The organism is Polaromonas sp. LjRoot131 (assembly GCF_964252805.1).
Taxonomy (GTDB): Bacteria; Pseudomonadota; Gammaproteobacteria; order Burkholderiales; family Burkholderiaceae_C; genus Polaromonas.
This window is the reverse complement of the sequence record NZ_CAXUPF020000004.1, coordinates 1-22,231: the sequence shown is the minus strand read 5'-3', so window position 1 is coordinate 22,231 and position 22,231 is coordinate 1. Positions and strand designations below refer to the sequence as shown.

Below are 22,231 nucleotides of genomic sequence, written 5' to 3'. Positions count from 1 at the left end.
TCGACGTTTTATCGCGCAGAAAGAGCTAAATCTTGTGGAAATAGCTGAGCGTCACATGGCAAAGAATCAGCGTCTCGCGCAGGCCTTGGCAGTGTTGGTTCTGGCCGCATGGCTTGATTTTCTCGCCACGATTGAGTGGTCCTATCCGTATTGCATGCATCCGTCGGATGGCCCAGCCTATCCGGCTGCAGGCTTTCCTTTTCCGTACGCGGTGGCCAGCCATGCCTCGTCTCTGGAATTTCTGTTCATGCCGCATGTGCTTGCACTCAATCTTTTGTTGATAAGTGCCGCGGCATACCCTTTGGTTCGATTCCTGAATCGAGCGGTTGTGGCCGGGTCCGGACTTCGTCGGCTCCGGCTGGTGGCTCTTGTTGTCCTTGGAATTGGCATCTTCGTAATTCGCGGCTTGTCTCTCACGGTTGCTCATCCCGTTCTGTCGATAGGCGATGGGAGCTACCTGGCCTACAGCGATCTCAGGCCTGTTGGGATCACGTCATCGGGTGTGGTGCTCAGCAAGAGAGCGTGCCAGGCATCAGGGTTCTGGTTTCCAGATGGTTGGAGTCGCCGGTGAAGGGAACGCAGATGCGCGAGCAAATGGCGTTCGGTCTCGTGAATTGGCCTATGCGAATTTCACTGCGCGTCCTCAAGGTTGATGATTTAGAAAGGAATTTATGAAATCCCCAAAATTCAATGACGAAGGTGTTGACGAACTCAGCTTTGCACCCTTTGTGCTGGTGAATGCCCTCGATACCGAGTATCAGGATGTCCGATTGTCTTTCAGTGACTGGAAATGGCTTCATGAAAAGCATGGCCAGGGGCAAAGCATGGGGGATCAGTACCTAGGTGATTACTACTTGAATGGCTATGGGGTAGAGGCGCTGGTTAAATCACTGCTGTTCAAAAATGGTTTTGATGTTGAGGGTGACGACCCGGAATTTGATTCGGAAGGCGACACCTGCTACATCCATTTTAAAAACCTGGAGAAGGCCGTTTCCGCGGCTGAATTGGCATCAGCCATGATTTCTGATATCCATGAAATGGAACGAATGATTCAAGTCGCCAGGGATGAAGGATTTGACGACTGACTGGTCTGGGACAACGAGGGGCGTGGGGCGCAAAGGCCCTGTTCTTTTAAAGCAAGCGTGGATTTTCTTTCGACCCCATCTGGCTTGCCGCTTTGGCTGCGCCGGCTTGCGGTTCCCGCTCAGCCCTTGCCCAGCGGCGGCTTTCCAAACAAGGTTGAGGCGTTGCTGATAGGCCCCAGCTCCGCGCTCGCCGCCTGCAGCGCCGGCGCCAGTTCATGCATGCGCTCGCTGGTGAGGCGGGTGCGTGGCCCCGCGATGCTGATGACGCCGATGGCGGCCTTGCGGTGGATCACCGGCACGGCCATGGCCGACATGCCCGGCGCAAACACTTCGTCGATCATCGCGTAGCCGCGCACGCGCGCGGCGTGCAGGAAGCCGAGCAGCGCCTTGAGCGTGGTGGGCGCCTTCGGCCCGTATTCCGCCGGTGTGCCGAAGCCCTGCTTGCTGACGAGCTCCAGCGCGCGTTCATCGCTCAGCGTCATCAGCCAGGCGTGCCCGGACGAGGTGCATGACAGGCGCACGTCCATGCCCATGTCCGGGTCGTAGCGCAGGCCCGACTGCCGCTGGCCCTGCGCCTTGGCCACAAAGGTGAGGCGGTCCTCGTCGACGATGGACAGGCGCACCAGTTCGCCGGATGTCTGCGCCAGCCGTTCCAGCAGCGGCTCGGCGATGTTGACGATGCCGGCGCTGCTCAGAAAGCCCAGCCCCAGCGACACCACCTTGGTCGTGAGCATGTACTCGCCCTGCTTGCGGGCCTGGCGTACATAACCCAGGCGCTGCAGGTCCGCCAGCACGCGATGGCAGGCGCTCAGCGGAATGTCCAGCTCGGTCGCGATCAGCGACAGCGGCGAGCCCTGCGGGTAGTGCGCCAGGTGCTCCAGCACGGTGAAACCACGGTCAAGGGCGTTGCTCATATCGTCATATGGAAAGGGTTTCCAGTCTGGAAAGATTGTGGCACAGCGGGGCAAGAATCGGGTCGCGCCATGAAAGCGCCCTACCAGGAATGCAATGCAAGCGAAAGTGATCTACGTTTTGAACGGCCCCAACCTCAACCTGCTGGGTGTCAGGGAGCCGCATCTTTATGGCAACACCACGCTGGCCCAGGTGGAACAGCTGTGCCGCCGTGTCGCGGACGAGCTGGGCTTCAGCTGCGAGTTTCGCCAGACCAACCATGAGGGCGTGATGGTGGACTGGGTGCAGGAAGCGCGCGAGAAGGCGGCTGCCCTCGTGATCAACCCGGCCGGGCTGTCGTTTCGTTCCATCCCGGTGCTGGACGCGCTCAAGACGCTGGACCAGCCGATTGCCGAAGTGCACGTCACCAACATCCACCGGCGCGATGCGCTGTACCAGAACTCGCTGGTCTCGCTGGCAGCCATGGGCGTCATCTGCGGCTTCGGCCCGTTTGGCTACGAGCTGGCGCTGCGGGCGCTCGCGCAGCGCCTGGCCGGCACCTAGCGCCCGATGGCCTTACCTGAAAATTCCGCGTCATTTCATTCAATACATCAAAGGAGACAAACATGAACCCATTCATCCAAGGCCCCATCGCCCGGCGCACGCTGCTTGGCGCGGGCGCCGCGCTGGCCGCCGCCACCGCCCTGCCGGCCTGGGCCCAGGCCCCCACCACCATCCGCTTCGCCGCGGTGTTCTCCGACAAGGACATCCGTGCCGAGATGATGAACCAGTTCGCCAAAGAAGTCGCCGCCGACTTCAAGGTCGAGATGCACCTGAACTCCACGCTGTTCCGCCAGGGGACCGAGCTGGTCGCGCTGCAGCGCGACAACCTGGAGATGGGCAACATCGCGCCGCAGGACATCTCCAAGCAGGTGCCGGCCTGGTCCATCCTGACCTCGGCCTACCTGTTCCGCGACGCCAACCACCTCAACACCTTTTTCGCCAGCGAGCAGGGCGCGCAGATGAAAAAGATGGTGGAAGACCAGCTGAAGGTGAAAATCCTCGGCCCGACTTTCTTCGGCACGCGCCACGTGGGCCTGAAGGGCAAGAAGAAGATCAACACGCCCGCCGACCTGGCCGGTGTGAAGCTGCGCATGCCCCCCGGCGACGCCTGGCAGCTGCTGGGCCGTTCACTCGGCGCCAACCCCACGCCCATGGCCTACGCGGAGACCTATACCGGCCTGCAGACCGGCGCCATCGACGGCCAGGACAATCCGCTGCCCAATGTGCAGAACATGAAGTTCAACGAGGTGATGGGCCAGCTGGTGCTGACCTCGCACCTGGTGGGCTTTGACGTGCTCACGGTCAACCTGAAGACCTGGGCCGGCATGTCGCCGGCCAAGCAGCGCGCTTTCCAGGCTGCGGCCGACAAGGCCATCGCCTGGAGCACGGCCGAGCACCAGAAGCGCGAGGCCGAGCTGGCCGAGAGCTTTCGCAAGGGCGGGCTCGATGTCTACGTGCCCAACATCGCCGCCTTTCGCGAGCATGCGCAGAAGGTCTACCTGGCGTCCGACGAAGCCAAGGCCTGGCCGGCCGGCCTGCTGGCGCAGATCAACGCCATGAAGTGAGCCGCGGCCCATGCTGACCCGCGTGTTGAAAACGCTGCACCGTTTCGCCGAAGCGGTGGCCGCCGGCCTGCTGGCCGTGATCTTCGTCGCCTTCCTGGTGCAGATCGTCATGCGCTACCTGTTCAACTGGCCCGTGGGCTGGACCACCGAGCTGTCGCTCGCGGCCTGGCTGTGGCTGGTGCTGTGGGGCGCGGCCTTTGTGCTGAAGGACGACGAGGAGATCCGCATCGACATGATCAGCGCGCGCGGAAGCTACCGCACCCGCCGGGTGGTCGGCGGGGCCGTGGCCATCGCCATCATCGTGCTGTTCGGCATGTCGCTGCCCGGCGCCTGGAGCTACGTCACCTTCATGAAAGTCGAGAAGAGTTCCTACCTCGGCGTCCGCATGGACATCACCTATTCCATCTACATTGTCTTCGTCGTGGCGGTCATCCTCCGCGCGGTGCGCCAGCTGATACGCGGGCCTGAAAAAGCCACCCGCGACATGCCGTCCTCAGCGTCCGCCCTATGAACCTCACAAGCCCCTTTTCGCTGGCGATCATCGCCATCGTCGCCCTGAGCCTGCTCGGCGCGCCCATCGGCCTGGCCATGATCGCCGGCTCCGTGCTCTATCTCTACATGAAAGGCATGGACGTCGGCGCCGCCGCCGAGCAACTGCTCAACGGCACCTATTCCAGCTTCCTGCTGCTGGCCATTCCGCTGTTCATCCTGGCCGCCACCTTCATGAGCACGGGCAGCGTCATGGACCGGCTGCTGCGCTTTTGCAATGCCATCGTCGGCCGCTTCCCGGGCGGCCTGGCGCAGGTGAACGTGCTGCAGAGCGTAGTCTTCGCCAGCATGTCGGGCTCGGCCCTGGCGGATGCCGCCGGTTCGGGCAAGGTCATGCAGGTGATGATGACGCGCGAGGGCAAGTACACGCCGGGCTTCGCCGCGGCGCTGAGCGCCGTGTCGTCGGTGATAGGGCCCATACTGCCGCCGTCCATCCCCATGGTGCTGTATGCGCTGGTGTCGGGCACGTCCATCGGCTACCTGTTCATCGGCGGCGTGCTGCCCGGCCTGCTGCTGGGTGTGGTGCAGATGGTGCTGATATGGTTCCAGGCCAAGCGGCGCGGCTTCCCGGTGGAGGAAAAGGTGCCGCTGTCCGAGATGCCGCGCATCACCAAAGAGGCCTTCCCCGCGCTGATGCTGCCGGTGATCCTGCTGGGCTGCCTGTACAGCGGCATCACCACGCCGACCGAGGCCGCGGGTGTCGCGGCCGCCTACGCGCTGCTGATCTCCGCCGGCCTGTACCGCAGCATGGGCTGGCCCGACATCTACGAGTCGCTGCTGTCCAGCGCGAAGATGAGCATCTCCATCGGCATGCTGATCGCCGGCGCGCTGGTGTTCAACTACGTCATCACCTCGGAGAACATCCCCACCCACCTGAGCGGCATGCTCAAGGGCCTGGAGATGACGCCCCTGACTTTCCTGCTGCTGGTCAACGTCATCCTGCTGTTGCTGGGGGCCTTCCTGGAAGGCTCGACCATCATCCTGATCATCCTGCCGGTGTTGCTGCCCACCGCCGTGGCGCTGGGCATAGACCCCGTGCACTTCGGCGTGATGGCGGTGCTCAACATCATGATCGGGCTGGTGACACCGCCGTATGGGCTGCTGCTCTTCATGATGATGAAGATCGCCGACGTCTCGTTTTCCGAGCTGATGGCGGAGGTCTGGCCCTACCTGCTCGTCATGCTCGGCGCATTGGCGCTCGTGACCTTCTGGCCGGGCATGGTGCTGTGGCTGCCGCGCATGGCGGGGTATACGGGGTGACTACATATTCCGCCGGTACTGCCCACCCACCTCGAACAGCGCATTGGTGATCTGCCCCAGCGAGCAGACGCGCACGGCCTCCATCAGGACCTCGAAGACGTTGAGGTTTTCGATCACCGCCTGTTGCAGGCGCTTGAGCATGGCCGGTGATTCGGCCGCGTGGCGGCGGTGGAAGTCGTCCAGGCGCTGGAGCTGGCTTTGTTTTTCTTCTTCGGTGGAGCGGGCCAGTTCGAGTTTGTCCTGTACCGCGTCGCCGTGCGGGTTGCGGAAGGTGTTGACGCCGATGATGGGCAGCTCGCCGGTGTGCTTGAGCATCTCGTAGTGCATGGACTCGTCCTGGATGCGGCCGCGCTGGTAGCCGGTCTCCATGGCGCCCAGCACGCCGCCGCGCTCGGCGATGCGTTCGAACTCCAGCAGCACGGCTTCCTCGAGCAGCTCGGTAAGCTCCTCGATGATGAATGCGCCTTGTGAGGGGTTCTCGTTCTTGGCCAGGCCCCATTCGCGGTTGATGATGAGCTGGATGGCCATGGCGCGGCGCACCGATTCCTCGGTGGGCGTGGTGATGGCTTCGTCAAACGCGTTGGTGTGCAGCGAGTTGCAGTTGTCGTAGATGGCGATCAGCGCCTGCAGCGTGGTGCGTATGTCGTTGAACTGGATCTCCTGCGCGTGCAGGCTTCGCCCAGAGGTCTGGATGTGGTATTTGAGCTTCTGGCTGCGCTCGTTGGCGCCGTATTTTTCTTTCATGGCCACGGCCCAGATGCGGCGCGCCACGCGGCCCATCACGGTGTATTCCGGGTCCATGCCGTTGCTGAAGAAGAAACTCAGGTTGGGCGCGAAGTCGTCGATATGCATGCCGCGCGCGAGGTAGGCTTCGACAAAGGTAAAACCGTTCGACAGCGTGAAGGCCAGCTGGCTGATGGGGTTGGCACCGGCTTCGGCGATGTGGTAACCGCTGATGGAAACGCTGTAGAAGTTGCGCACCCGGTTGTGCACAAAGTACTGGGCGATGTCGCCCATGACTTTGAGGCTGAACTCGGTCGAGAAGATGCAGGTGTTCTGGCCCTGGTCTTCTTTCAGGATGTCGGCCTGCACCGTGCCGCGCACGTTTTCCTGCACCCACTCGCGTATCTTGGCGGCCTCGGTCGCGGTCGGGTCGCGGCCGTTGTCCTTTTTGAACTTTTCGATGTTCTGGTCGATCGCCGTGTTCATGAACATCGCGAGGATGGTCGGCGCCGGGCCGTTGATGGTCATGGAGACCGAGGTCGAGGGGTTGCACAGGTCAAAGCCGTCGTACAGGACCTTCATGTCGTCCAGCGTGGCGATGGACACGCCCGAGTTGCCGACCTTGCCGTAGATGTCGGGCCGCAGCGCCGGATCGTTGCCGTAGAGCGTGACCGAGTCGAAGGCGGTGGACAGGCGCTTGGCGGCCATGCCTTCGCTGAGCAGCTTGAAGCGGGTGTTGGTGCGGAAGGGGTCGCCCTCGCCGGCGAACATGCGGGTCGGGTCTTCACCCTCGCGCTTGAAGGCAAAGGTGCCGGCGGTATAGGGGTAGCTGCCGGGCACGTTGTCCAGCATCAGCCACTTGAGGATTTCGCCGTGGTCTTCGTATTGCGGCAGCGCCACCTTGCGAATCGTGGTGCCCGAGAGGGACTTGGTTGTCAGCGCGGTGCGGATTTCCTTGTCGCGGATTTTGACCACGTATTCGTCACCGGCATAGGCGGCCTGCATGTCGGGCCATTGGGCGAGCAGGGCGCGGGCATCGGCGTCCATGCGGGCCTTGCGGTGGCCGGCCAGGTCCAGCGCGGCTTCTGCGGCCGGTGCGCGGTCGGGCTTGTCGATCTTGAGCATGGCGGCGGCGGCTTTGAGCTGCTGCACTTCGCGCGCGAGCTGGGCCTGCGCGCGGGCGCGCTTTTTGTAGCCGCGCACGGTGTCGCTGATTTCGGCCAGGTAGCGTGTGCGCGCCGCCGGCACCACGGGCGTCTGGTTGGTGCTGTGGCGCACCTCGGCGGCGGGCAGCACGCCGCCCTCGAGCGCCAGGCCCAGGGCGGCCAGGCGCGGCTTGAGCGCCTGGTAGAGCGCGGTGACGCCGTCGTCGTTGAAGCGTGCGGCCATGGTGCCGAAGACCGGCATCTTGTCGGCCGGCGTGCCCCAGGCTTCCTTGTTGCGCTGCACCTGCTTGGAGACGTCGCGCAGGGCGTCGAGCGAGCCCTTGCGGTCGAACTTGTTGATGGCGATGAACTCGGCGAAGTCCAGCATGTCGATTTTTTCAAGCTGGCTGGCCGCGCCGAATTCGGGTGTCATTACGTACATGGGCACGTCGACGTGAGGCACGATGGCGGCATCGCCCTGGCCTATGCCCGAGGTCTCGACGACGATGAGGTCAAAGCCCGCGCATTTGCAGGCGGCGATCACGTCGGGCAGGGCCTGGCTGATCTCGGAGCCGAAGTCGCGTGTGGCCAAAGAACGCATGAACACGCGTTGGCCGCTGTCGGGGTTCTTCTGGCCGGCGACGGGCACTGTCCATGGGCTGATGGCGTTCATGCGAATGCGGTCGCCCAGTAGCGCACCGCCGCTTTTGCGGCGTGAGGGATCAATACTGATGATCGCCACGCGCAGCCTGTCGTTCTGGTCCAGGCGCAGGCGGCGAATGAGTTCGTCGGTCAGCGAAGACTTGCCGGCGCCGCCGGTGCCGGTGATGCCGAGCACGGGGATCTTGCGGGTGGCGGCCTGGGCGCGCACCTTGTCGACCAGCGCGGCATCGGCTTTTCCGTTCTCGAGCGCGGTGATCAGCTGGGCCAGGGCCCGCCAGTTCATCTCGCCATGGCCTTCGATGGCCTTGACGTTTGTGGGCGCAAAGCCGGTCAGGTCCTTGTCGCAGCGCATGACCATCTCGCCGATCATGCCGGCCAGGCCCATCTTCTGGCCGTCTTCGGGGCTGTAGATGCGGGTGACGCCGTAGGCATGCAGCTCACGGATTTCGGGCGGCACGATCACGCCGCCGCCGCCGCCGAACACCTGGATGTGCTCGCCGCCGCGGCTTTTGAGCAGGTCGACCATGTACTTGAAGTACTCGACGTGCCCGCCCTGGTAGGAGCTGATGGCGATGCCCTGGGCGTCTTCCTGCAGGGCGGCCGTCACGACTTCGTCGACGCTGCGGTTGTGGCCCAGGTGGATGACCTCGGCGCCCATGCTTTGCAGGATGCGCCGCATGATGTTGATGGCCGCGTCATGGCCGTCGAACAGGCTGGCCGCCGTGATGAAGCGCACCTTGTGGGTGGGGCGGTAGCTGGCGAGCGCTTTGTATTCAGCGGACATGTCGGTCATGCGTGTCTCCGGGAGGGGCGGGGGTGCCGCCGGCCTGTGGCTTGTTGAATTGACGTTTACGTAAACGTCAATCTTAGCCGCTAAGCCGGGGCCGATCAAGTGTGCGCCTTGGGAGCGGCGGCACCCAGGAAAAAGGGCGCCCTGGGGCGCCCTTTTTGTGCAAGCCGGGGCTGTTTACCCGTACAGGTATTTCGGCAGCCAGAGCGTCAGGCCCGGCCAGACGTACATAAAGACCATGCACAGGATCACGATCAGCATGTAGGGCATCATGCCGGCGAAGATCTGGTTGATGGTCACATGCGGCGGCGACACCCCCTTTAAATAGAAAGCCGACATCGCGACCGGCGGCGACAGGAAGGCCGCCTGCAGGTTGACGAAGACCAGCACGCCCCAGAGGATGGGGTCGATCTGGAAGTGCTGCAGCAGCGGCAGGAAGATGGGCACGAAGATCACGATGATCTCGGTCCACTCGAGCGGCCAGCCGAGCACGAAGATGATGGCCTGCGACAGCAGCAGGAACTGCAGCGGCGAGAGGTTCATCGAGAGCACCCACTCCTCGACCACGCGCTGGCCGCCCAGCAGGGCGAACACCGCCGAGAACAGCGCCGAGCCGACGAACAGCCAGCAGACCATGGAGGTGGTCTTGCAGGTCAGGAACACCGCTTCCTTGATCTTCTGGAAGTCCAGCGTGCCGGCATGCCAGGCCATCAGGAAGGCGCCGGCCGCGCCGACGGCCGCGGATTCGGTGGCGGTGGTGATGCCGAACAGGATGACCCCCAGCACGACGATGGTCAATATGGCCAGCGGCATGACGGAGGACACCAGCATCCGCAGGATCTCGAACTGCTCGGCGTCGAAGCGCCGGTAGTACCAGAGCAGCAGCCCCGCCATCAGCACGCAGGCGACGGCAAAGCCCGTGTAGAAGGACTCCGGTACGGGTGCGGTCTGCGGCCCCGCGCCCGAGGGTTCGCCGATCTCCTGCAGCGGTGCGTCGGCCGCGGCGGTTGCCGGCTTCGCATCTTCCGATCCGGGCGGCGCCTGCAGGCCACCGGCTTCGGCCGGTTCCGTGGCCGCCGCGTCGGTGGGTGGTTCTTTCAGCCCTTCTTCCGCAGATGGTTCCTTAAGGCTCCCTTCCGCGGCAGGCGGCTCCTTCACGCCGGTGTCCACCGGTTCCTGGACCCCGCCGGTGGCTGCAGGCCCCTGCAGGCCTCCGCCTGCCGGCGCCGCGGCCTTGGCGGCGCGCGCCGCCGCCACCTGGGCGATGTTGTCGGCCTGCGAATGGATGACCACATACCACCAGGTGCCGCCCAGGGTCACCAGCGCGAACAGCACCGGCACCAGGGCTGTGCCCAGGCTGCGCAGCAGGAAGCCGCGGCTGACCTGGGCGCCCGCCTGCAGCGCCTTGCCCGGAGCCGCAACGGCCATGGCCAGCGCAGGTAGCGCCCTGCGCGAATAGACGGTGGTCACCTGCTGCAGCCAGGGCGGCACGGGCGCGCGGTTCTGCTCCGGCGGCAGCTTGGGCGCGATCTTGGGGTTGAGCATGACCCAGCCGACGATGTAGACCAGGTAGAGCAGCGCCAGGAAGAAGCCGGGGAACATGGCCGCCGCGTAGAGCTTGACCACGGACTGGCCGGCGACGGCGGCGTAGACGATGATCATCACCGAGGGCGGGATCAGGATGCCCAGGGTGCCGCCGGCGGTGATGACCCCCGCGGCCAGCCGCGTGTCGTAGCCGGCGTTGAGCATGGGCCGCATGGCGATCACGCCCATCAGCACCACGACCGCGCCCACCAGGCCGCTGGCGATGCCCCAGAAGGTGCAGATGATCAGCGTGGTGACGGCCAGCGAGCCGGGCACGCTGCGAAAGGCCAGCTGCACGCTGTGGAACATCTTGTCCACCAGCGCGCCGCGCTCCATCACGTAGCCCATCAGCACAAACAGCGGGATGGACAACAGGGTCTCGTTGGTCATCGCGCCGAAGGCCCGCTGCACCATCAGGTCGAAGATCCGGTTGTCCCAGAAATGGACGGCCGGATCGTAGAAGGCGACGAAACCGAACACCATGCCCAGGCCCATCAGCGTGAACGCCGTGGGAAAGCCCATCATGATGACGATCACGATCAGGCCGAGCATCGTCATGCCGAGTACTGCATTGCTCATGATCAACCTTTCAAGCCGGCGGATTTTTCGATGGCCAGGCGCTTGGCCTCTTCATCGACGAATTCGCTGCCGGCCAGCTGCTGCGCGACCACGTCGGATTCCTGGGCGTCCTTGAGCCGCGGTGTCCAGATACCGGTGCGGATGCAGACGACGCAGCGCAGGATTTCGGACAGCCCCTGCATCAGCACGATGGCGCCGGCGACCGGGATCACGAATTTGAAGGGGTAGAGCGGGATGGGGGTGGCGTTGAAGGTCTGTTCGCGCATGGCCAAAGATTCGTTGAAGTAAGTCCATCCGGCCCAGGTCAGCGCCACGATGCCGGGCAGGAAGAAGACGATGTAGAGCACCAGGTCCAGCCAGGCCTGGGTGCGGGGTTTCATGTTGCCGTAGAAAAAGTCGCCGCGCACATGGCCGTCATGCGCCAGCGTGTAGGCGCCCCCCAGCATGAACAGCGTGCCGTACAGCATGTTGTTGACGTCGAAGATCCAGGCGGTGGGCGCGTTGAGCGCGTAGCGCTTGAAGACTTCCGCGCAGACCACCAGCATCAGGACCACGATGAGCCAGGCGGCCGCTTTGCCGACCCAGGTGCTGATGTGGTCGGCCGTGTGCAGGATTTTTTGTGTATTCATTTTGAAACGGTGTGCCCATCAAAAAAGGCCAGCCATCCAGAGTCGGAGGGCTGGCCGGCTTGGCCCGAAACTGGCAGGGTCAGGCCTTCTTCTTGCCGAAGGAATGGTTGTAAGCCATCTTGAAATCGACCATGTAGTCGTTCTGCCAGGGGATGGTGCGCGCGGCGTAGGCCTTTTGCGAGTCGATCACCTTCTTGAACAGCGGGTTGGCCTTGGCCTTGTCCTCGATGATCTTGTCCCAGGCTTCCAGCTGTGCCTTGAGCACGGCGTCGGGCGTCTTGTAGAACTTGATGCCCTGCTTCTTCATCTCGGCGTAGTCGGTGGAATTGCGGTCTATGGCCTTCCAGCTCATGTCGGCGCTGGCGGCCTGTACGCCGTAGTCGATGATCGCCTTGAGCTCTCCCGGCAAGGCGTTGTACTTGGCCTTGTTGAACAGGATCTCGAATTGTTCGCCGCTCTGGTGGAAGCTCTGCAGCATGCAGTTCTTCACCACATCGGGAAAGCCCAGCACGCGGTCGGAGCTGGCGTTGTTGAATTCGGCCGCGTCGATCAGGCCGCGGTCCAGCGCCGGCACGATTTCGCCGCCGGGCAGCGGGTTCACCGAGGTGCCCATGGCGGTGAAGATGTCGACCGACAGGCCGACGGTGCGGAACTTCAGACCCTTCATGTCAGCCACCTTGGCGATCGGCTTCTTGAACCAGCCCAGCGGCTGCGTGGGCATGGGGCCGTACAGGTAGGACACCACATCCATGTTGATGGACTTGTAGATTTCCTCCAGCAGGGCCTTGCCGCCGCCGTAGTTGTGCCAGGACAGGACCATGTTCGGGTCCATGCCGAAGGCCGGGCCCGAACCCCACAGGGCCAGGGCGTTGTTCTTGCCGTAGTGGTAGGCCACCACGCCGTGGCCGCCGTCCAGCGTGCCTTTGTTGACGGCTTCCAGCAACTGGAAGGCCGGCACGACCGCGCCCGAAGGCAGCACCTCGATCTTCAGGCGGCCGCCGGCCATGTCATTGACCTTCTTCGCGAAGTCGTTGGCGTACTCATGGAAGATGTCCTTGGCCGGCCAGGTGCTCTGGAAGCGAAAGGACGTTGTCTGCGCCATGGCGACCATAGGGGCGGACAGGGCGCCCGCGGCGATCGCGGCGCCTTTCAGCAGGCCGCGCCTGCGGGGGCTTTTGCTCTCGGTCATGACTTGTCTCCTGTTGTTTGAAAAAACGTAAGAGCACTCATCATTCCGCCTTGCCGGTTGCTGACAAAGAGGGTTTCCACCAACGCAAGCAGCTGATTGGCGTTTCGATTACCTCTGATCCGGGTGAAACTGTTTTGGCCTCACAGGCGGGAATCCCCGGTGACCCTCGGCCCTAGCGGACTGTTAATCCTTTGAGCGCGGGGTCGCCGGGCGGAAAGCGCAGGCCCAGCTGCACCAGCGTGGCGCGCACCACGGTGGCGATCATCAGGTTGCGGTGGGTTTTGGAGTCGGCGGGCACCACCGTCCACGGCGCCCAGGGCGTGCTGGTGGCGCGCAGCAGGTCTTCGTAGGCCTTTTGGTACTGCTTCCACTGCTTGCGCGCCTCCAGGTCGTCCATGTTGAATTTCCACTGTTTGGCCGGGTCCTCGAGCCGCGCCTGCAGGCGTTCGCGCTGCTCATCGCGGCTGATGTGCAGCATGAACTTGAGGACCACGGTGCCGGTCTGCGCGAGCAGGCGCTCGAAATCGTTGATGTGCCGGTAGCGCTCGGCGGTCTGCGCCGGCGTGATCCAGCCTTTGACGGGCGGCACCAGCACGTCTTCATAGTGGCTGCGGTTGAAAATGGTGATTTCGCCGGCCGCGGGCACCTGCTGGTGGATGCGCCACAGGTAGTCGTGCGCGCGCTCCGCTTCGTTGGGCGCCCGCCAGCTCACGGTGTGCACGCCCAGCGGGCTGATGCGGCCGAACACGCCGCGCAGCGTGCCGTCCTTGCCGGCGGTGTCGGTGCCCTGCAGGATGACCAGCAGCTTGAAGCGCTTGTCGGCGTAAAACAGGTTCTGCAGCTCGTCAAGGTCGGCCGCCAGGGTGTCGACCAGCGTTTTGTCCTGGAGCTTGTCGCCGCTGGAAAAAGGCTTGGCGGCCGGGTCCAGGTCGGCCAGCGCCCAGGCCTTGCCCGCTTTTTTGCCGGACGGCGGCAGGCCGTAGTCATCGGTCTGCGGCGGCTGCCACCGGGTCAGCAGTTTGGCCAGGGTTTTGAGGTCCGCCTTGCCGGCCGAGGTGTCGGGAAAAAGGGGCGGGTCTGTGCGGGGGGTCGGCATGGATGTCTCCGGTCGGCGATGGCGGGCTTGCCTCTGTGATTGTGCATGGCGCGCGGCCCTTGCGGCGCGGCGGTTTTGGCCTTTGTCCCTGCTGTTGCCGGGGCGGCGGCACGGGAATAAACTTGTTTGGGCGGTTTCATCCGCCGTCGGCCCCCTCCATCACTCACATCGCACACAGCCAACAACATGACAAGCCCTACATCCCCGGACACTTCCGCCCCGCTTCAAGTCCGGCCGGCCGCCGGTTACGCCGGGGACATACCGGCGCGCCTGGCGCTGCAGTGGGTGCAGTCGGGCGAGGCGGTGCTGGTGGACGTGCGCACGGACGCCGAGCGCGAATGGGTGGGTTATGTGCCGGGCGCCGTGCCCCTGGCCTGGAAGCAATGGCCGGGCATGGCGATGAATGCGGGTTTTGACGAGGGCTTGAAAGCGGCTGTGCCCGCCGGCAAAAAAGCTGTCTTGCTGTGCCGCAGCGGCGTGCGTTCGGTGGCGGCGGCCAAACGTGCGGCGGAACTGGGTCTTGAGGCCTACAACATCCTGGAAGGTTTTGAAGGCGATGCCGACGAGCAGGGGCAGCGCGGCCGCAAGGGCGGCTGGCGTTTCCAGGGCCTGCCGTGGAAGCAGGGCTGAAGCACTGGAAACGCTGTTGTTTTTCGGGGGGATTCGTACCTTTCGTAACTTCAGCCTGTAAGGGAATGGGGTAAGGACGGCGGAAAAATGAAGTGAATAGTTCACAACACAGCACCTGAAATATGTTGTATGAGGTTACCCCCTGTCAGTTCTGACAGGGGGTAACACGTATCAATTTGTTTGAGCGCTTTCAATGGGGTTCTTCTTTCTAACGGAGCTCCCATGCAAGTACTCGAACGCGAACTACCTCCCGCCGTCAAGGCGCCTTCCAACCCCGCTCTCGGATCCCGGCTGAGCGAACGCATCGCGCGTGATTTCAAGCCGCGCTGGGACCAGCAATGGGGCGGAAAATTCATGCTCCATGGCCGGACGCCGGACTCCAATGCCATACGCCTGGACGGCAACGACTACCTCAGCGTGACCGGGCATCCGCAGATCGTGCATGCCCAGGTCGAGGCGCTGCGCAAGGAGCAGGAGTTTGTCGTCCAGTCCGGCGTCTTCCACCTGAACCAGCATCCGACGCACACGCTGGAAATGGCGCTGGCCGGCTGGGTCGGCAAGGACGACGGCTTTATCTGCCAGTCGGGCTATGCGGCCAACGTCGGCCTGCTGCAGGCGATTGCCGATGCCGAGACGCCCGTCTACCTGGACACCCTGGCCCATGCCTCGCTCTGGGAGGGTGCCCACGCGGCGCGCGCACCGGCGTTCGCCTTCCGCCACAACGACCCGGTCCACCTGGCGCGCATGATCGCCCGCAACGGTCCCGGCATCGTGGTGGTGGACTCGGTCTACAGCACCACCGGCGCCGTCTCCCCGCTGGTGGAGATCGTGGACGTGGCCGAGCAGAATGGGTGCATGATCCTGGTCGACGAGTCCCACTCGCTGGGTACGCACGGGCCGCAGGGCGCGGGCCTGTGCGCCGAACTGGGGCTGACCGACCGGGTGCACTTCATCACCGCCAGCCTGGCCAAGGCCTTCGCGGGCCGCGCCGGCTTTTTCACGGCGCCGGCCCACATGCGCTACTACATCCTGTGTTCGAGCTTCCCCAACATCTTCAGCTCCAGCCTGCTGCCGCACGAGATCGCCGGCCTGGCGGCCACGCTGGAGGTGATCCGCAAAAGCGACGATGCGCGCGTGCGCCTGCACGCGAACACCCGCCGGCTGCGCGCCTCGCTGAGCGAGCTCGGCTACCCCATCCACCAGGGCACCCAGCAGATCATCGCGCTGGAAGTCGGCTCGGAAAGCGACACCATGGTGCTGCGCGACCGGCTGGAGGAGCGCAATGTGTATTCCTCAATGTTCTGCGCGCCGGCCACCAGCGCCAAGCGCGCCATGATGCGCATGACGCTGAACGCCGGCCTGACCGCCTCGGAGCTGGACCACGTGGAAGCGGTGGCCCGCGAGATCGCGCCCATCGTGAAGCCCTGGGACTGGCCGATCGCGCGGCGCGCCCGGGCCGGGCAGGCCGAGGCATGAGGGCATGGGCCACGCCGGCCCGCCACGCCCCGCGCTAGTCCTGCAGCTGCCTCTCGCCGGAGGTAGCGATAAAACGCTCGTGGCTGGTCATGAAGCCCGGGCTGAAGGGCTCGCCGATGCTGAAAAGCGCGGCGTGGAGCACGGCCTCGCCGGAAGAAATCGCAAAAGCCTGGCGCGGCTGGGGCTTCTGGCCGGCGCCCAGCGCCAGCTGCAGTTCCAGGTCTATGAGTTTTTTGCCCACGGCCACGTCCGCCACGGTGGCCGCATCCCAGCCCTGGGACTCGGCGATTTCCGCAAGTTCGCGCAGCTTGCCTGCCGGCTCCAGTTGCAGCCAGCTCGCGCTGCCCTTGCGGTCCAGCGCCAGCACGCCGAAAGGCGCGCCTATGACCACGTGTTCTATCCAGCCCTGGCGCAGCGCGAGGTTCTCGAGCTCCTGCGCGATCATGGGTTCGCACAGCAGGGCGTGCTGCTCGCGCGACAGCGTGGAGCGCCAGGTCTGCTGGTGCCGCCCGTCGGGCTGGCGCAGCAAGGCCTGGATGGCGTCGGTCAGGCGCAGCCGGATTTCGGGCGACTGCTTGGGAATGAACTGCTCGATCAGCCCGCGGTTGAAAGCCGACACGGCGAGCTGCTCGTCGGCGCGGCCCGTCAGCAGCACGCGCGCGCCCGACCAGCCCGTCAGTTCGCTGAGCACCCGCAGCCCGCTCATTGCCGGCATCGAGTAGTCCACCACGCAGACCTGGGTGAGCGCAAAGCGCGCCGTGCCGTCTTCCCGCCAGTACTGCAGGATTTGCGGGATCAGGGCCGCACCCTCGCGCCAGCGGTTGATGATCTCCTGCTGGCGCCAGGCGTCCGCTTCCCAGCGTGCCGGCTCCTTCAGCAGCAGCTCTATGCAGGCCACAGGCCGCAGGAACAGGCGCACATACCAGTCCAGCGGCATGACTTCGGCCAGCATTTCAAGATAGTCCGGGTCGTCGTCCAGAAAGACCACGCCTCCCGGTCGGCGATAGAGTGCAAAGGACATGTTTGTCGTTTTATGGAAGGTTGTCAAAAGCAGTCATACGGTCGCAAAAAACAGGCCATCAGGGCGCGATGGGCAGCTCAATGGTAAAAACGGCGCCCACGGCAAACTCGGATTTCACATGAATGTTGCCGCCTGCACTTTGTACCACTTGCTGGCAAAACGCCAAACCCAGGCCGTGGCCGGTGCCGCGGTTGCTGGAGAAAAAAGGCTTGAAAATCTGCGGCAGCAGGGCGGCGTCTATGCCCATGCCTTCGTCCGCGACGATAATGCGGCCGCGCCCCTGCGCCTGGCGTACCTCGATGCGCAGCGCGCCGCTCGGGTATTTGGAGTCGGCGGCCATCAGCGAGTGCAGGGCGTTCTTGATCAGGTTGTCCAGTACCTGCGAAAACTGGGTGGCCGAGGAACGGAAACTGAAATCCTCATGAAGGATGACCTTGACGCACTCCCGCTGGCGGCTCGACTGGTAGGGATAGGCCGCCACCACTTCCTGCACCACCTGGCTGGCCAGGACTCGCTCGGTGTAGCGCGGCAGCTGCAGCAGCTTGGCGTTGGCGATCTGCGTGTCGATCTGGTGGTTCATGTTGCGCACCAGGGCGTGCAGGCGCAAGGCGAGCTTGTCCAGCTGCTGCGCCCGCGGGTTGTCGGGCTGGCGCTGCACCTCCAGCTGGATCGCGTCGCCCAGCAGGGCCGCCGTCGACAGCGGCGTGCGCAGTTCATGCGCCATGATGCCGATGGTGGTCAGTGTGCTGGAGAGCTGCTCCCGCCGCAGGTTGGCCGAGGACAGGTTGAGCACCAGCGCGATCGACCAGGCAAACGCGAACACCACCGCGTGCACGGCGCGCTGCTCCGGCGGCAGCAAGGGAACCGCGGGCCCGATGGCCATGAAGGCCCCGAAGGCCAGCAGGCCCCCTGTGATGGTGCCCAGCGTGGCCAGGCGCCAGTCGGTCACGTGGTAGTAGATCAGCACCATGGCCGCCATGGTGGCCAGCCACACCGTGCTGCCGCTGTTGCACAGGTACATCCAGCTGAACAGCACCGGCAGCTCCACCCAGAACACCAGGCCGAAGACTCTTTGCGCCAGACGGCTGCCCGGGTCGTGGTTGACGCGCCGCGTCATCAGGCTGTAGCCCAGCAGGCTCGCGCCCACCCGCAGGGGCAGGTTTTCGTAGGGCTGGGGCAGCCAGGCCGACCAGATCCAGGCGAACAGGGCATTGCCCGAAAAAAAAGAAAGTCCCAGCCACCACAGACGCCGCGGCGATGGATGCAAAATGGGCTCCAGCGGGGCGAGTACCAGTTCTTCCCGCAGCCACTGGAGCAAGGGACGCTGTGCCAGCCACGCATGAAAGCGGGCGCTCCTCACTTTAGAAATCTCTCCAGCACAACAGGGAACCTGACCGATGATGCATTTGACATGTGACTGTATTGTCCCGGTTCTTTTTCCGTCAAGCTAATGCTGTTACCTGCCAACTTTGACAGCGTGAGCCTGGACGGCGTCATCAGCGACTGGCTGTGCGCCCTGCGCGAGTTCTCCGTCGAGGCCCTCATGGTGCTCGGCCCCGACCCTTTTGCGGGCCAGGAGGACCGGCTGGTGCTGGCCATCCACCCGCCCCGCCTGCTCGATGCGGCCGAAGCCCTGGCGGAAAGCCGCGACTTCGGCGCGCCCTGGCGCGACTCCGACGCGCCCCTGGTGGCCTGGCAGGACATTTCCAAGTCGGCCTTCGAAAACCTGGGCCGCTGGCGCCGGCTCTGGCTGGCCCACGGCTACCAGAGCGTGGTCCGCATCGCCTTCCCCGTCACCGTGGGGCGCGCCTTCGAGTGCTACCTCTTCAGCCCGCGCCAGTGGCACGACCGCAGCGAAGCGGCCCTGCTGGCCTGGTCGGCGCTCAACATCTGGCCGCTGCTCAAGCGCGCGCTGGCCGAGGCGCGCAGCCCGCTGAGCCCGCGCGAACTCGAATGCCTGAGCCTGGCCTTCCAGGGCATGACAGCGCGCGAAACCGGCGAGCTGCTGGCCTGCAGCGAACGCACCGTGAACTTCCATCTTTCCAATGCCATGACCAAGCTCCGGGTCGACAACAAGCTGGCCGCCATCCAGCGCGCCTGCTGGTTTGGGCTCATTTGAACGGGTATTTGCCCCAAAGCCCTACTGGAAACCCCTAGGCAGCCGGCCGGGGCCGTGCGCCAAACCTGTTCATAATCCGCCAAATGACCTTTCTAGCGCTTGACGTGGGTAACACCCGCCTGAAATGGGCCCAGTACGAGGCGCCCGCGGCGGGTGCCCGGCTGCTGGCGCAGGGGGCGGTGTTCCTGGAGAACATCGACAAGCTTGCGGAAGAGGAGTGGAACGCGCTGCCCGTGCCCACGCGCATCCTGGGCTGCATCGTCGCCGGCGACGCCATCAAGCGGCGCGTGGCCGAGCAGATGGAGCTCTGGGACGTGGCGCCGCGCTGGGTCGTCTCCAGCCCCCAAGAGGCGGGCGTGAGCAACGGCTATGACCATCCGGCCCGCCTGGGCGCCGACCGCTGGGTCGCCATGATAGGCGCGCGGCACCGGCTGCTGGCGCGCGGCGTGCAAAAGCCCTGCGTGGTCGTCATGGTCGGCACCGCGGTCACCGTCGAGGCCATAGACGCTTCCGGGAAATTCCTGGGCGGCATCATCCTGCCGGGCCACGGCATCATGCTGCGCGCGCTCGAGTCCGGCACGGCCGGCCTGCACGTGCCCACCGGCGAGGTGCGCGACTTCCCCACCAACACCAGCGACGCGCTGACCAGCGGCGGCACCTTCGCCATCGCCGGCGCGGTGCAGCGCATGGTGGAAAACATCACGCGCCATTGCGGCGAGACGCCTGAATGCATCATGACCGGCGGCGCGGGTTGGAAGATGGCGCCCAGCATGTCGGTGAAGTTTGAGCTGGTGGACAGCCTGATTTTTGACGGCTTGCTCGAGATCGCTTCCCGCCGCTTCGCTCCCTAGGGCGGTGATACCAAGCCACTCAAACCCGGCGAAGCGGTTCTGGCTGTGAACGAGCTGCGGTATCTCGTGCGCCGCTGGCCCTCACCCTAACCCTCTCCCAGAGGGAGAGGGGATAAAGATTTCCTGCTTCCTCGCCTCTGTGGGATGAGGTAAAGACTTCTTACTCCCTCTCCCCCTGGGAGAGGGCAGGGGTGAGGGCCGAGGGCCTGTGCCTGGCGCTGCGGAGAGTACACGAGCACGGCAAGACGGCGCAACAACGCCGAGAGGGTTTTATTGAGTGGCGCTCACTCTCCCCAAGGCAGCATCAGCGTGACGATGGAGAGTTTTGCGAACTCAGGCACAAACTCATCAATGATGCGCTGAGGTTCCGGGCACAGCGTGCTATCGGTGATCACGCCGAACTGCACGCCGCCGCCGTAACTCAGGATGGACACGCCCAGGCCCACGTCGCCCGACTGCGGCACCCAGAACATGCTTTGCTCCAGCGTGGAACCGCAGAACTTGAGCTTTTCGCGCGGTCCCGGCACATTGGTCATGACCGCCGTGGTCTTCTTGGCGAAGAGGTTGAGCATCACGTCCTGCGCCGGCTTGATCAGCAGGCCCGCCACCGCCAGCAGGCTGAAGGCCAGCAGCGGCTGGTAGCTGCCCTTGAGCGCGGCCATGCGGCGGCGCACCTCGTAGACGCGCTCGATCGGATTGTCCACGCCTATGGGCAGCACCAGCGGCACCAGGCCGAAGCGGTTGCCCAGCTTGTGCGCCTGGTCCAGCGGCCGCAGGTTCACCGGCACCATGGCGCGGATTTCCTGGCCCGCCACCTCGTCGCCGAAAGTCTTCAGGTACTCGCCCAGGGCGCCGGCCACGCAGCTGAGCAGCACGTCGTTGATCGAGCAGTTGAGCGCCTTGCCCACGGCCTTGACCTCGTCCAGCGGGATCGGCTGGCACCAGGCCACCTTCTTGGCGCCGCCGGGCTTGCCCTTGAGCCGGGTTTTGGAGTCGTCGGGCATCAGGGCCAGCGCGGCGCCGTCCTTGAGCACCTGCATCAGCACCTTGGCCATGTCGAAGGAGCCGCTCATGCCCTGCTCCATGCCTTTTTTCGGGTCGCCCAGCATGCCCAGCGAGCGCGCCGCGCCTTCGCCCACCGCACCGAGTGCCTTGACCGTGATGTCGGTGAAAGGCTTGAGCAGCGTGTCGGCGATCCAGTCCTCCGTGCCTGCGGCCGCCGCGGCTTTCTTGCGCCGCTCCGGTGGCGGCGCGCCGCCGTCGACCAGCGACATGGTCACCGAGATCAGCGCGATCCCGTCGGCGATGCAGTGGTGGATGCGCACGATCATGGCGCTGCCCTTGATGCCGTCGGGACCGGTGTAGTCCTCGATCAGGTGGATTTGCCACAGGGGGCGTTTCGGGTCCAGGCGCTGGGTGGCCAGTTCGGCCACGTGGTCCTGCAGGGCCTGCTCCTGGTTGGCCGATTTGGGCAGTTTCTTGGGTACCACGTGGTTGGCCAGGTCGAAGTTGCGGTCCATCACCCAGGTGGCACCGGCCGCGTCTTCCATCACGCGCTGCTTGAAGCGGTCGTACTTGAGCAGGCTGTTTTCAATGCGCTCGCAGACCGCCGCATGCTTGACGCCCGGCGCCAGCTGCCACACGCCGACGATCATCATGAGGTTGGCGTCGTTGTCCATGCGCAACCAGGCCGTGTCGACCTTGCTCATGCGCTCACCCGAAATGCCCAGGGTTCCCGAGACGGCCCGCTTGACGTTCTTCTGGACGTTTTTTGCCACTTTCCGGCCGGCGGCCTGGGCGGTAACGCGTGTAACCATGAGCACTCCCAAATGCAAATCTGCTGCGAATCCACCCCGGATGGGGTAAGTTCCCTATTTTGCGGGTAACCGCCTCGCTAAGATACCGGGCAGTTACCCCAAGCACCGTCATTGGTGACCCACTTCTAAAAAACGGAGATCCCCTTATGTCAGACCTGAAAGCCGCCTTCGACAAAGCCATGGCCGATTCGAAAAACCTCAGCGAGCGTCCTGACAACGCAACCTTGCTGAAGATCTACGCGCTCTACAAGCAGGGCAGCGTTGGCGACAACGCGGAGAAAAAGCCCGGCTTTGGCGACATGGTTGCGCGGGCCAAGTGGGATGCGTGGAATAGTCTCAAGGGTACTTCGCAGGATGATGCGATGCAGCAGTACATAGACCTGATTGCTGATTTGAGCTGATCTGTGTTTTGCATAGGGTGGCTGGCCGGGGGTTGCCCGGCGGCAACTCACTTTTCTTTTGCTTCGCCAAAAGAAAAGTAAGCAAAAGAAAAGGCGACCCTGGTT

Annotated in this window: 20 protein-coding genes; 11 read left to right on the top strand and 9 right to left on the bottom strand. The window is 64.3% G+C overall.

Annotation, left to right across the window (positions count from 1 at the left end; genetic code table 11):
• Positions 1 to 55: 55 nt before the first annotated feature.
• The gene (locus ACSQ27_RS17595; protein WP_436156789.1) at positions 56 to 571 is read left to right on the top strand and encodes a hypothetical protein; all 516 of its coding nucleotides are present in this window, start codon (positions 56 to 58) and stop codon (positions 569 to 571) included.
• Positions 572 to 671: 100 nt separating this feature from the next.
• Positions 672 to 1,085, top strand: a complete 414-nt coding sequence (locus ACSQ27_RS17590; RefSeq protein WP_436156788.1) for a hypothetical protein — start codon at positions 672 to 674, stop codon at positions 1,083 to 1,085.
• A 119-nt stretch (positions 1,086 to 1,204) separates the two neighbouring features.
• Here the strand turns inward: ACSQ27_RS17590 and ACSQ27_RS17585 are convergent, their stop codons facing one another.
• The gene (locus ACSQ27_RS17585) at positions 1,205 to 1,999 is read right to left on the bottom strand and encodes an IclR family transcriptional regulator (protein WP_436156787.1); all 795 of its coding nucleotides are present in this window, start codon (positions 1,997 to 1,999) and stop codon (positions 1,205 to 1,207) included.
• Between the two features lie 94 nt (positions 2,000 to 2,093).
• Between ACSQ27_RS17585 and ACSQ27_RS17580 the strand changes: the two genes are divergently transcribed.
• The 4 genes from ACSQ27_RS17580 to ACSQ27_RS17565 all read left to right on the top strand — a co-directional run bounded on the left by ACSQ27_RS17580 (position 2,094) and on the right by ACSQ27_RS17565 (position 5,413).
• A complete protein-coding gene (locus ACSQ27_RS17580; protein WP_436156786.1) occupies positions 2,094 to 2,540 on the top strand; it encodes a type II 3-dehydroquinate dehydratase in 447 nt (148 codons plus the stop codon).
• Between the two features lie 62 nt (positions 2,541 to 2,602).
• The gene (gene dctP / locus ACSQ27_RS17575; protein ID WP_436156785.1) at positions 2,603 to 3,604 is read left to right on the top strand and encodes a TRAP transporter substrate-binding protein DctP; all 1,002 of its coding nucleotides are present in this window, start codon (positions 2,603 to 2,605) and stop codon (positions 3,602 to 3,604) included.
• Between the two features lie 10 nt (positions 3,605 to 3,614).
• Positions 3,615 to 4,115 carry a TRAP transporter small permease gene (locus ACSQ27_RS17570; protein ID WP_436156784.1) on the top strand — a complete coding sequence of 167 codons (501 nt, stop codon included), beginning with the start codon at positions 3,615 to 3,617 and terminating at the stop codon, positions 4,113 to 4,115.
• Positions 4,112 to 5,413, top strand: coding sequence for a TRAP transporter large permease (locus ACSQ27_RS17565; protein ID WP_436156783.1), 1,302 nt, complete (start codon positions 4,112 to 4,114; stop codon positions 5,411 to 5,413). Before ACSQ27_RS17570 ends, ACSQ27_RS17565 begins: the two co-directional genes overlap by 4 nt.
• Here the strand turns inward: ACSQ27_RS17565 and icmF are convergent, their stop codons facing one another.
• The 5 genes from icmF to ACSQ27_RS17540 all read right to left on the bottom strand — a co-directional run bounded on the left by icmF (position 5,414) and on the right by ACSQ27_RS17540 (position 13,811).
• Positions 5,414 to 8,737 carry a fused isobutyryl-CoA mutase/GTPase IcmF gene (icmF, locus tag ACSQ27_RS17560; protein WP_436156782.1) on the bottom strand — a complete coding sequence of 1,108 codons (3,324 nt, stop codon included), beginning with the start codon at positions 8,735 to 8,737 and terminating at the stop codon, positions 5,414 to 5,416.
• Between the two features lie 174 nt (positions 8,738 to 8,911).
• Positions 8,912 to 10,897, bottom strand: a complete 1,986-nt coding sequence (locus ACSQ27_RS17555) for a TRAP transporter large permease (RefSeq protein ID WP_436156781.1) — start codon at positions 10,895 to 10,897, stop codon at positions 8,912 to 8,914.
• Between the two features lie 2 nt (positions 10,898 to 10,899).
• A complete protein-coding gene (locus tag ACSQ27_RS17550) occupies positions 10,900 to 11,526 on the bottom strand; it encodes a TRAP transporter small permease subunit (RefSeq protein WP_436156780.1) in 627 nt (208 codons plus the stop codon).
• A 79-nt stretch (positions 11,527 to 11,605) separates the two neighbouring features.
• The gene (locus ACSQ27_RS17545) at positions 11,606 to 12,715 is read right to left on the bottom strand and encodes a TRAP transporter substrate-binding protein (protein WP_436156779.1); all 1,110 of its coding nucleotides are present in this window, start codon (positions 12,713 to 12,715) and stop codon (positions 11,606 to 11,608) included.
• Between the two features lie 172 nt (positions 12,716 to 12,887).
• Complete coding sequence (locus ACSQ27_RS17540; protein WP_436156778.1) at positions 12,888 to 13,811, bottom strand: PPK2 family polyphosphate kinase; 924 nt, start codon at positions 13,809 to 13,811, stop codon at positions 12,888 to 12,890.
• 186 nt (positions 13,812 to 13,997) lie between these two features.
• On the opposite strand from ACSQ27_RS17540, the gene ACSQ27_RS17535 reads away from it, so the two are divergent.
• Positions 13,998 to 14,441 carry a rhodanese-like domain-containing protein gene (locus ACSQ27_RS17535; RefSeq protein WP_436156777.1) on the top strand — a complete coding sequence of 148 codons (444 nt, stop codon included), beginning with the start codon at positions 13,998 to 14,000 and terminating at the stop codon, positions 14,439 to 14,441.
• Between the two features lie 222 nt (positions 14,442 to 14,663).
• Positions 14,664 to 15,917, top strand: coding sequence for an alpha-hydroxyketone-type quorum-sensing autoinducer synthase (gene cqsA / locus ACSQ27_RS17530; protein ID WP_436156776.1), 1,254 nt, complete (start codon positions 14,664 to 14,666; stop codon positions 15,915 to 15,917).
• Positions 15,918 to 15,951: 34 nt separating this feature from the next.
• On the opposite strand, the gene ACSQ27_RS17525 is transcribed toward cqsA, so the two are convergent.
• A complete protein-coding gene (locus ACSQ27_RS17525; RefSeq protein ID WP_436156775.1) occupies positions 15,952 to 16,938 on the bottom strand; it encodes a response regulator in 987 nt (328 codons plus the stop codon).
• Between the two features lie 58 nt (positions 16,939 to 16,996).
• Positions 16,997 to 18,298 carry a sensor histidine kinase gene (locus ACSQ27_RS17520; protein ID WP_436156774.1) on the bottom strand — a complete coding sequence of 434 codons (1,302 nt, stop codon included), beginning with the start codon at positions 18,296 to 18,298 and terminating at the stop codon, positions 16,997 to 16,999.
• Positions 18,299 to 18,388: 90 nt separating this feature from the next.
• On the opposite strand from ACSQ27_RS17520, the gene ACSQ27_RS17515 reads away from it, so the two are divergent.
• Positions 18,389 to 19,057: a helix-turn-helix transcriptional regulator gene (locus ACSQ27_RS17515; protein WP_436156773.1), complete on the top strand. Its 669-nt coding sequence runs from the start codon at positions 18,389 to 18,391 to the stop codon at positions 19,055 to 19,057.
• 83 nt (positions 19,058 to 19,140) lie between these two features.
• Positions 19,141 to 19,908 carry a type III pantothenate kinase gene (locus tag ACSQ27_RS17510; RefSeq protein WP_436156772.1) on the top strand — a complete coding sequence of 256 codons (768 nt, stop codon included), beginning with the start codon at positions 19,141 to 19,143 and terminating at the stop codon, positions 19,906 to 19,908.
• A gap of 284 nt (positions 19,909 to 20,192) precedes the next feature.
• Here ACSQ27_RS17510 and ACSQ27_RS17505 read toward each other — a convergent pair whose 3' ends face one another.
• Positions 20,193 to 21,725 (bottom strand): wax ester/triacylglycerol synthase family O-acyltransferase, encoded by a 1,533-nt coding sequence (locus tag ACSQ27_RS17505; RefSeq protein ID WP_436156771.1) that lies wholly within the window; start codon positions 21,723 to 21,725, stop codon positions 20,193 to 20,195.
• Between the two features lie 146 nt (positions 21,726 to 21,871).
• Here ACSQ27_RS17505 and ACSQ27_RS17500 point away from each other — a divergent pair, with 146 nt between their 5' ends.
• Positions 21,872 to 22,126: an acyl-CoA-binding protein gene (locus tag ACSQ27_RS17500; RefSeq protein WP_436156770.1), complete on the top strand. Its 255-nt coding sequence runs from the start codon at positions 21,872 to 21,874 to the stop codon at positions 22,124 to 22,126.
• The last annotated feature ends 105 nt before the right edge of the window (positions 22,127 to 22,231 follow it).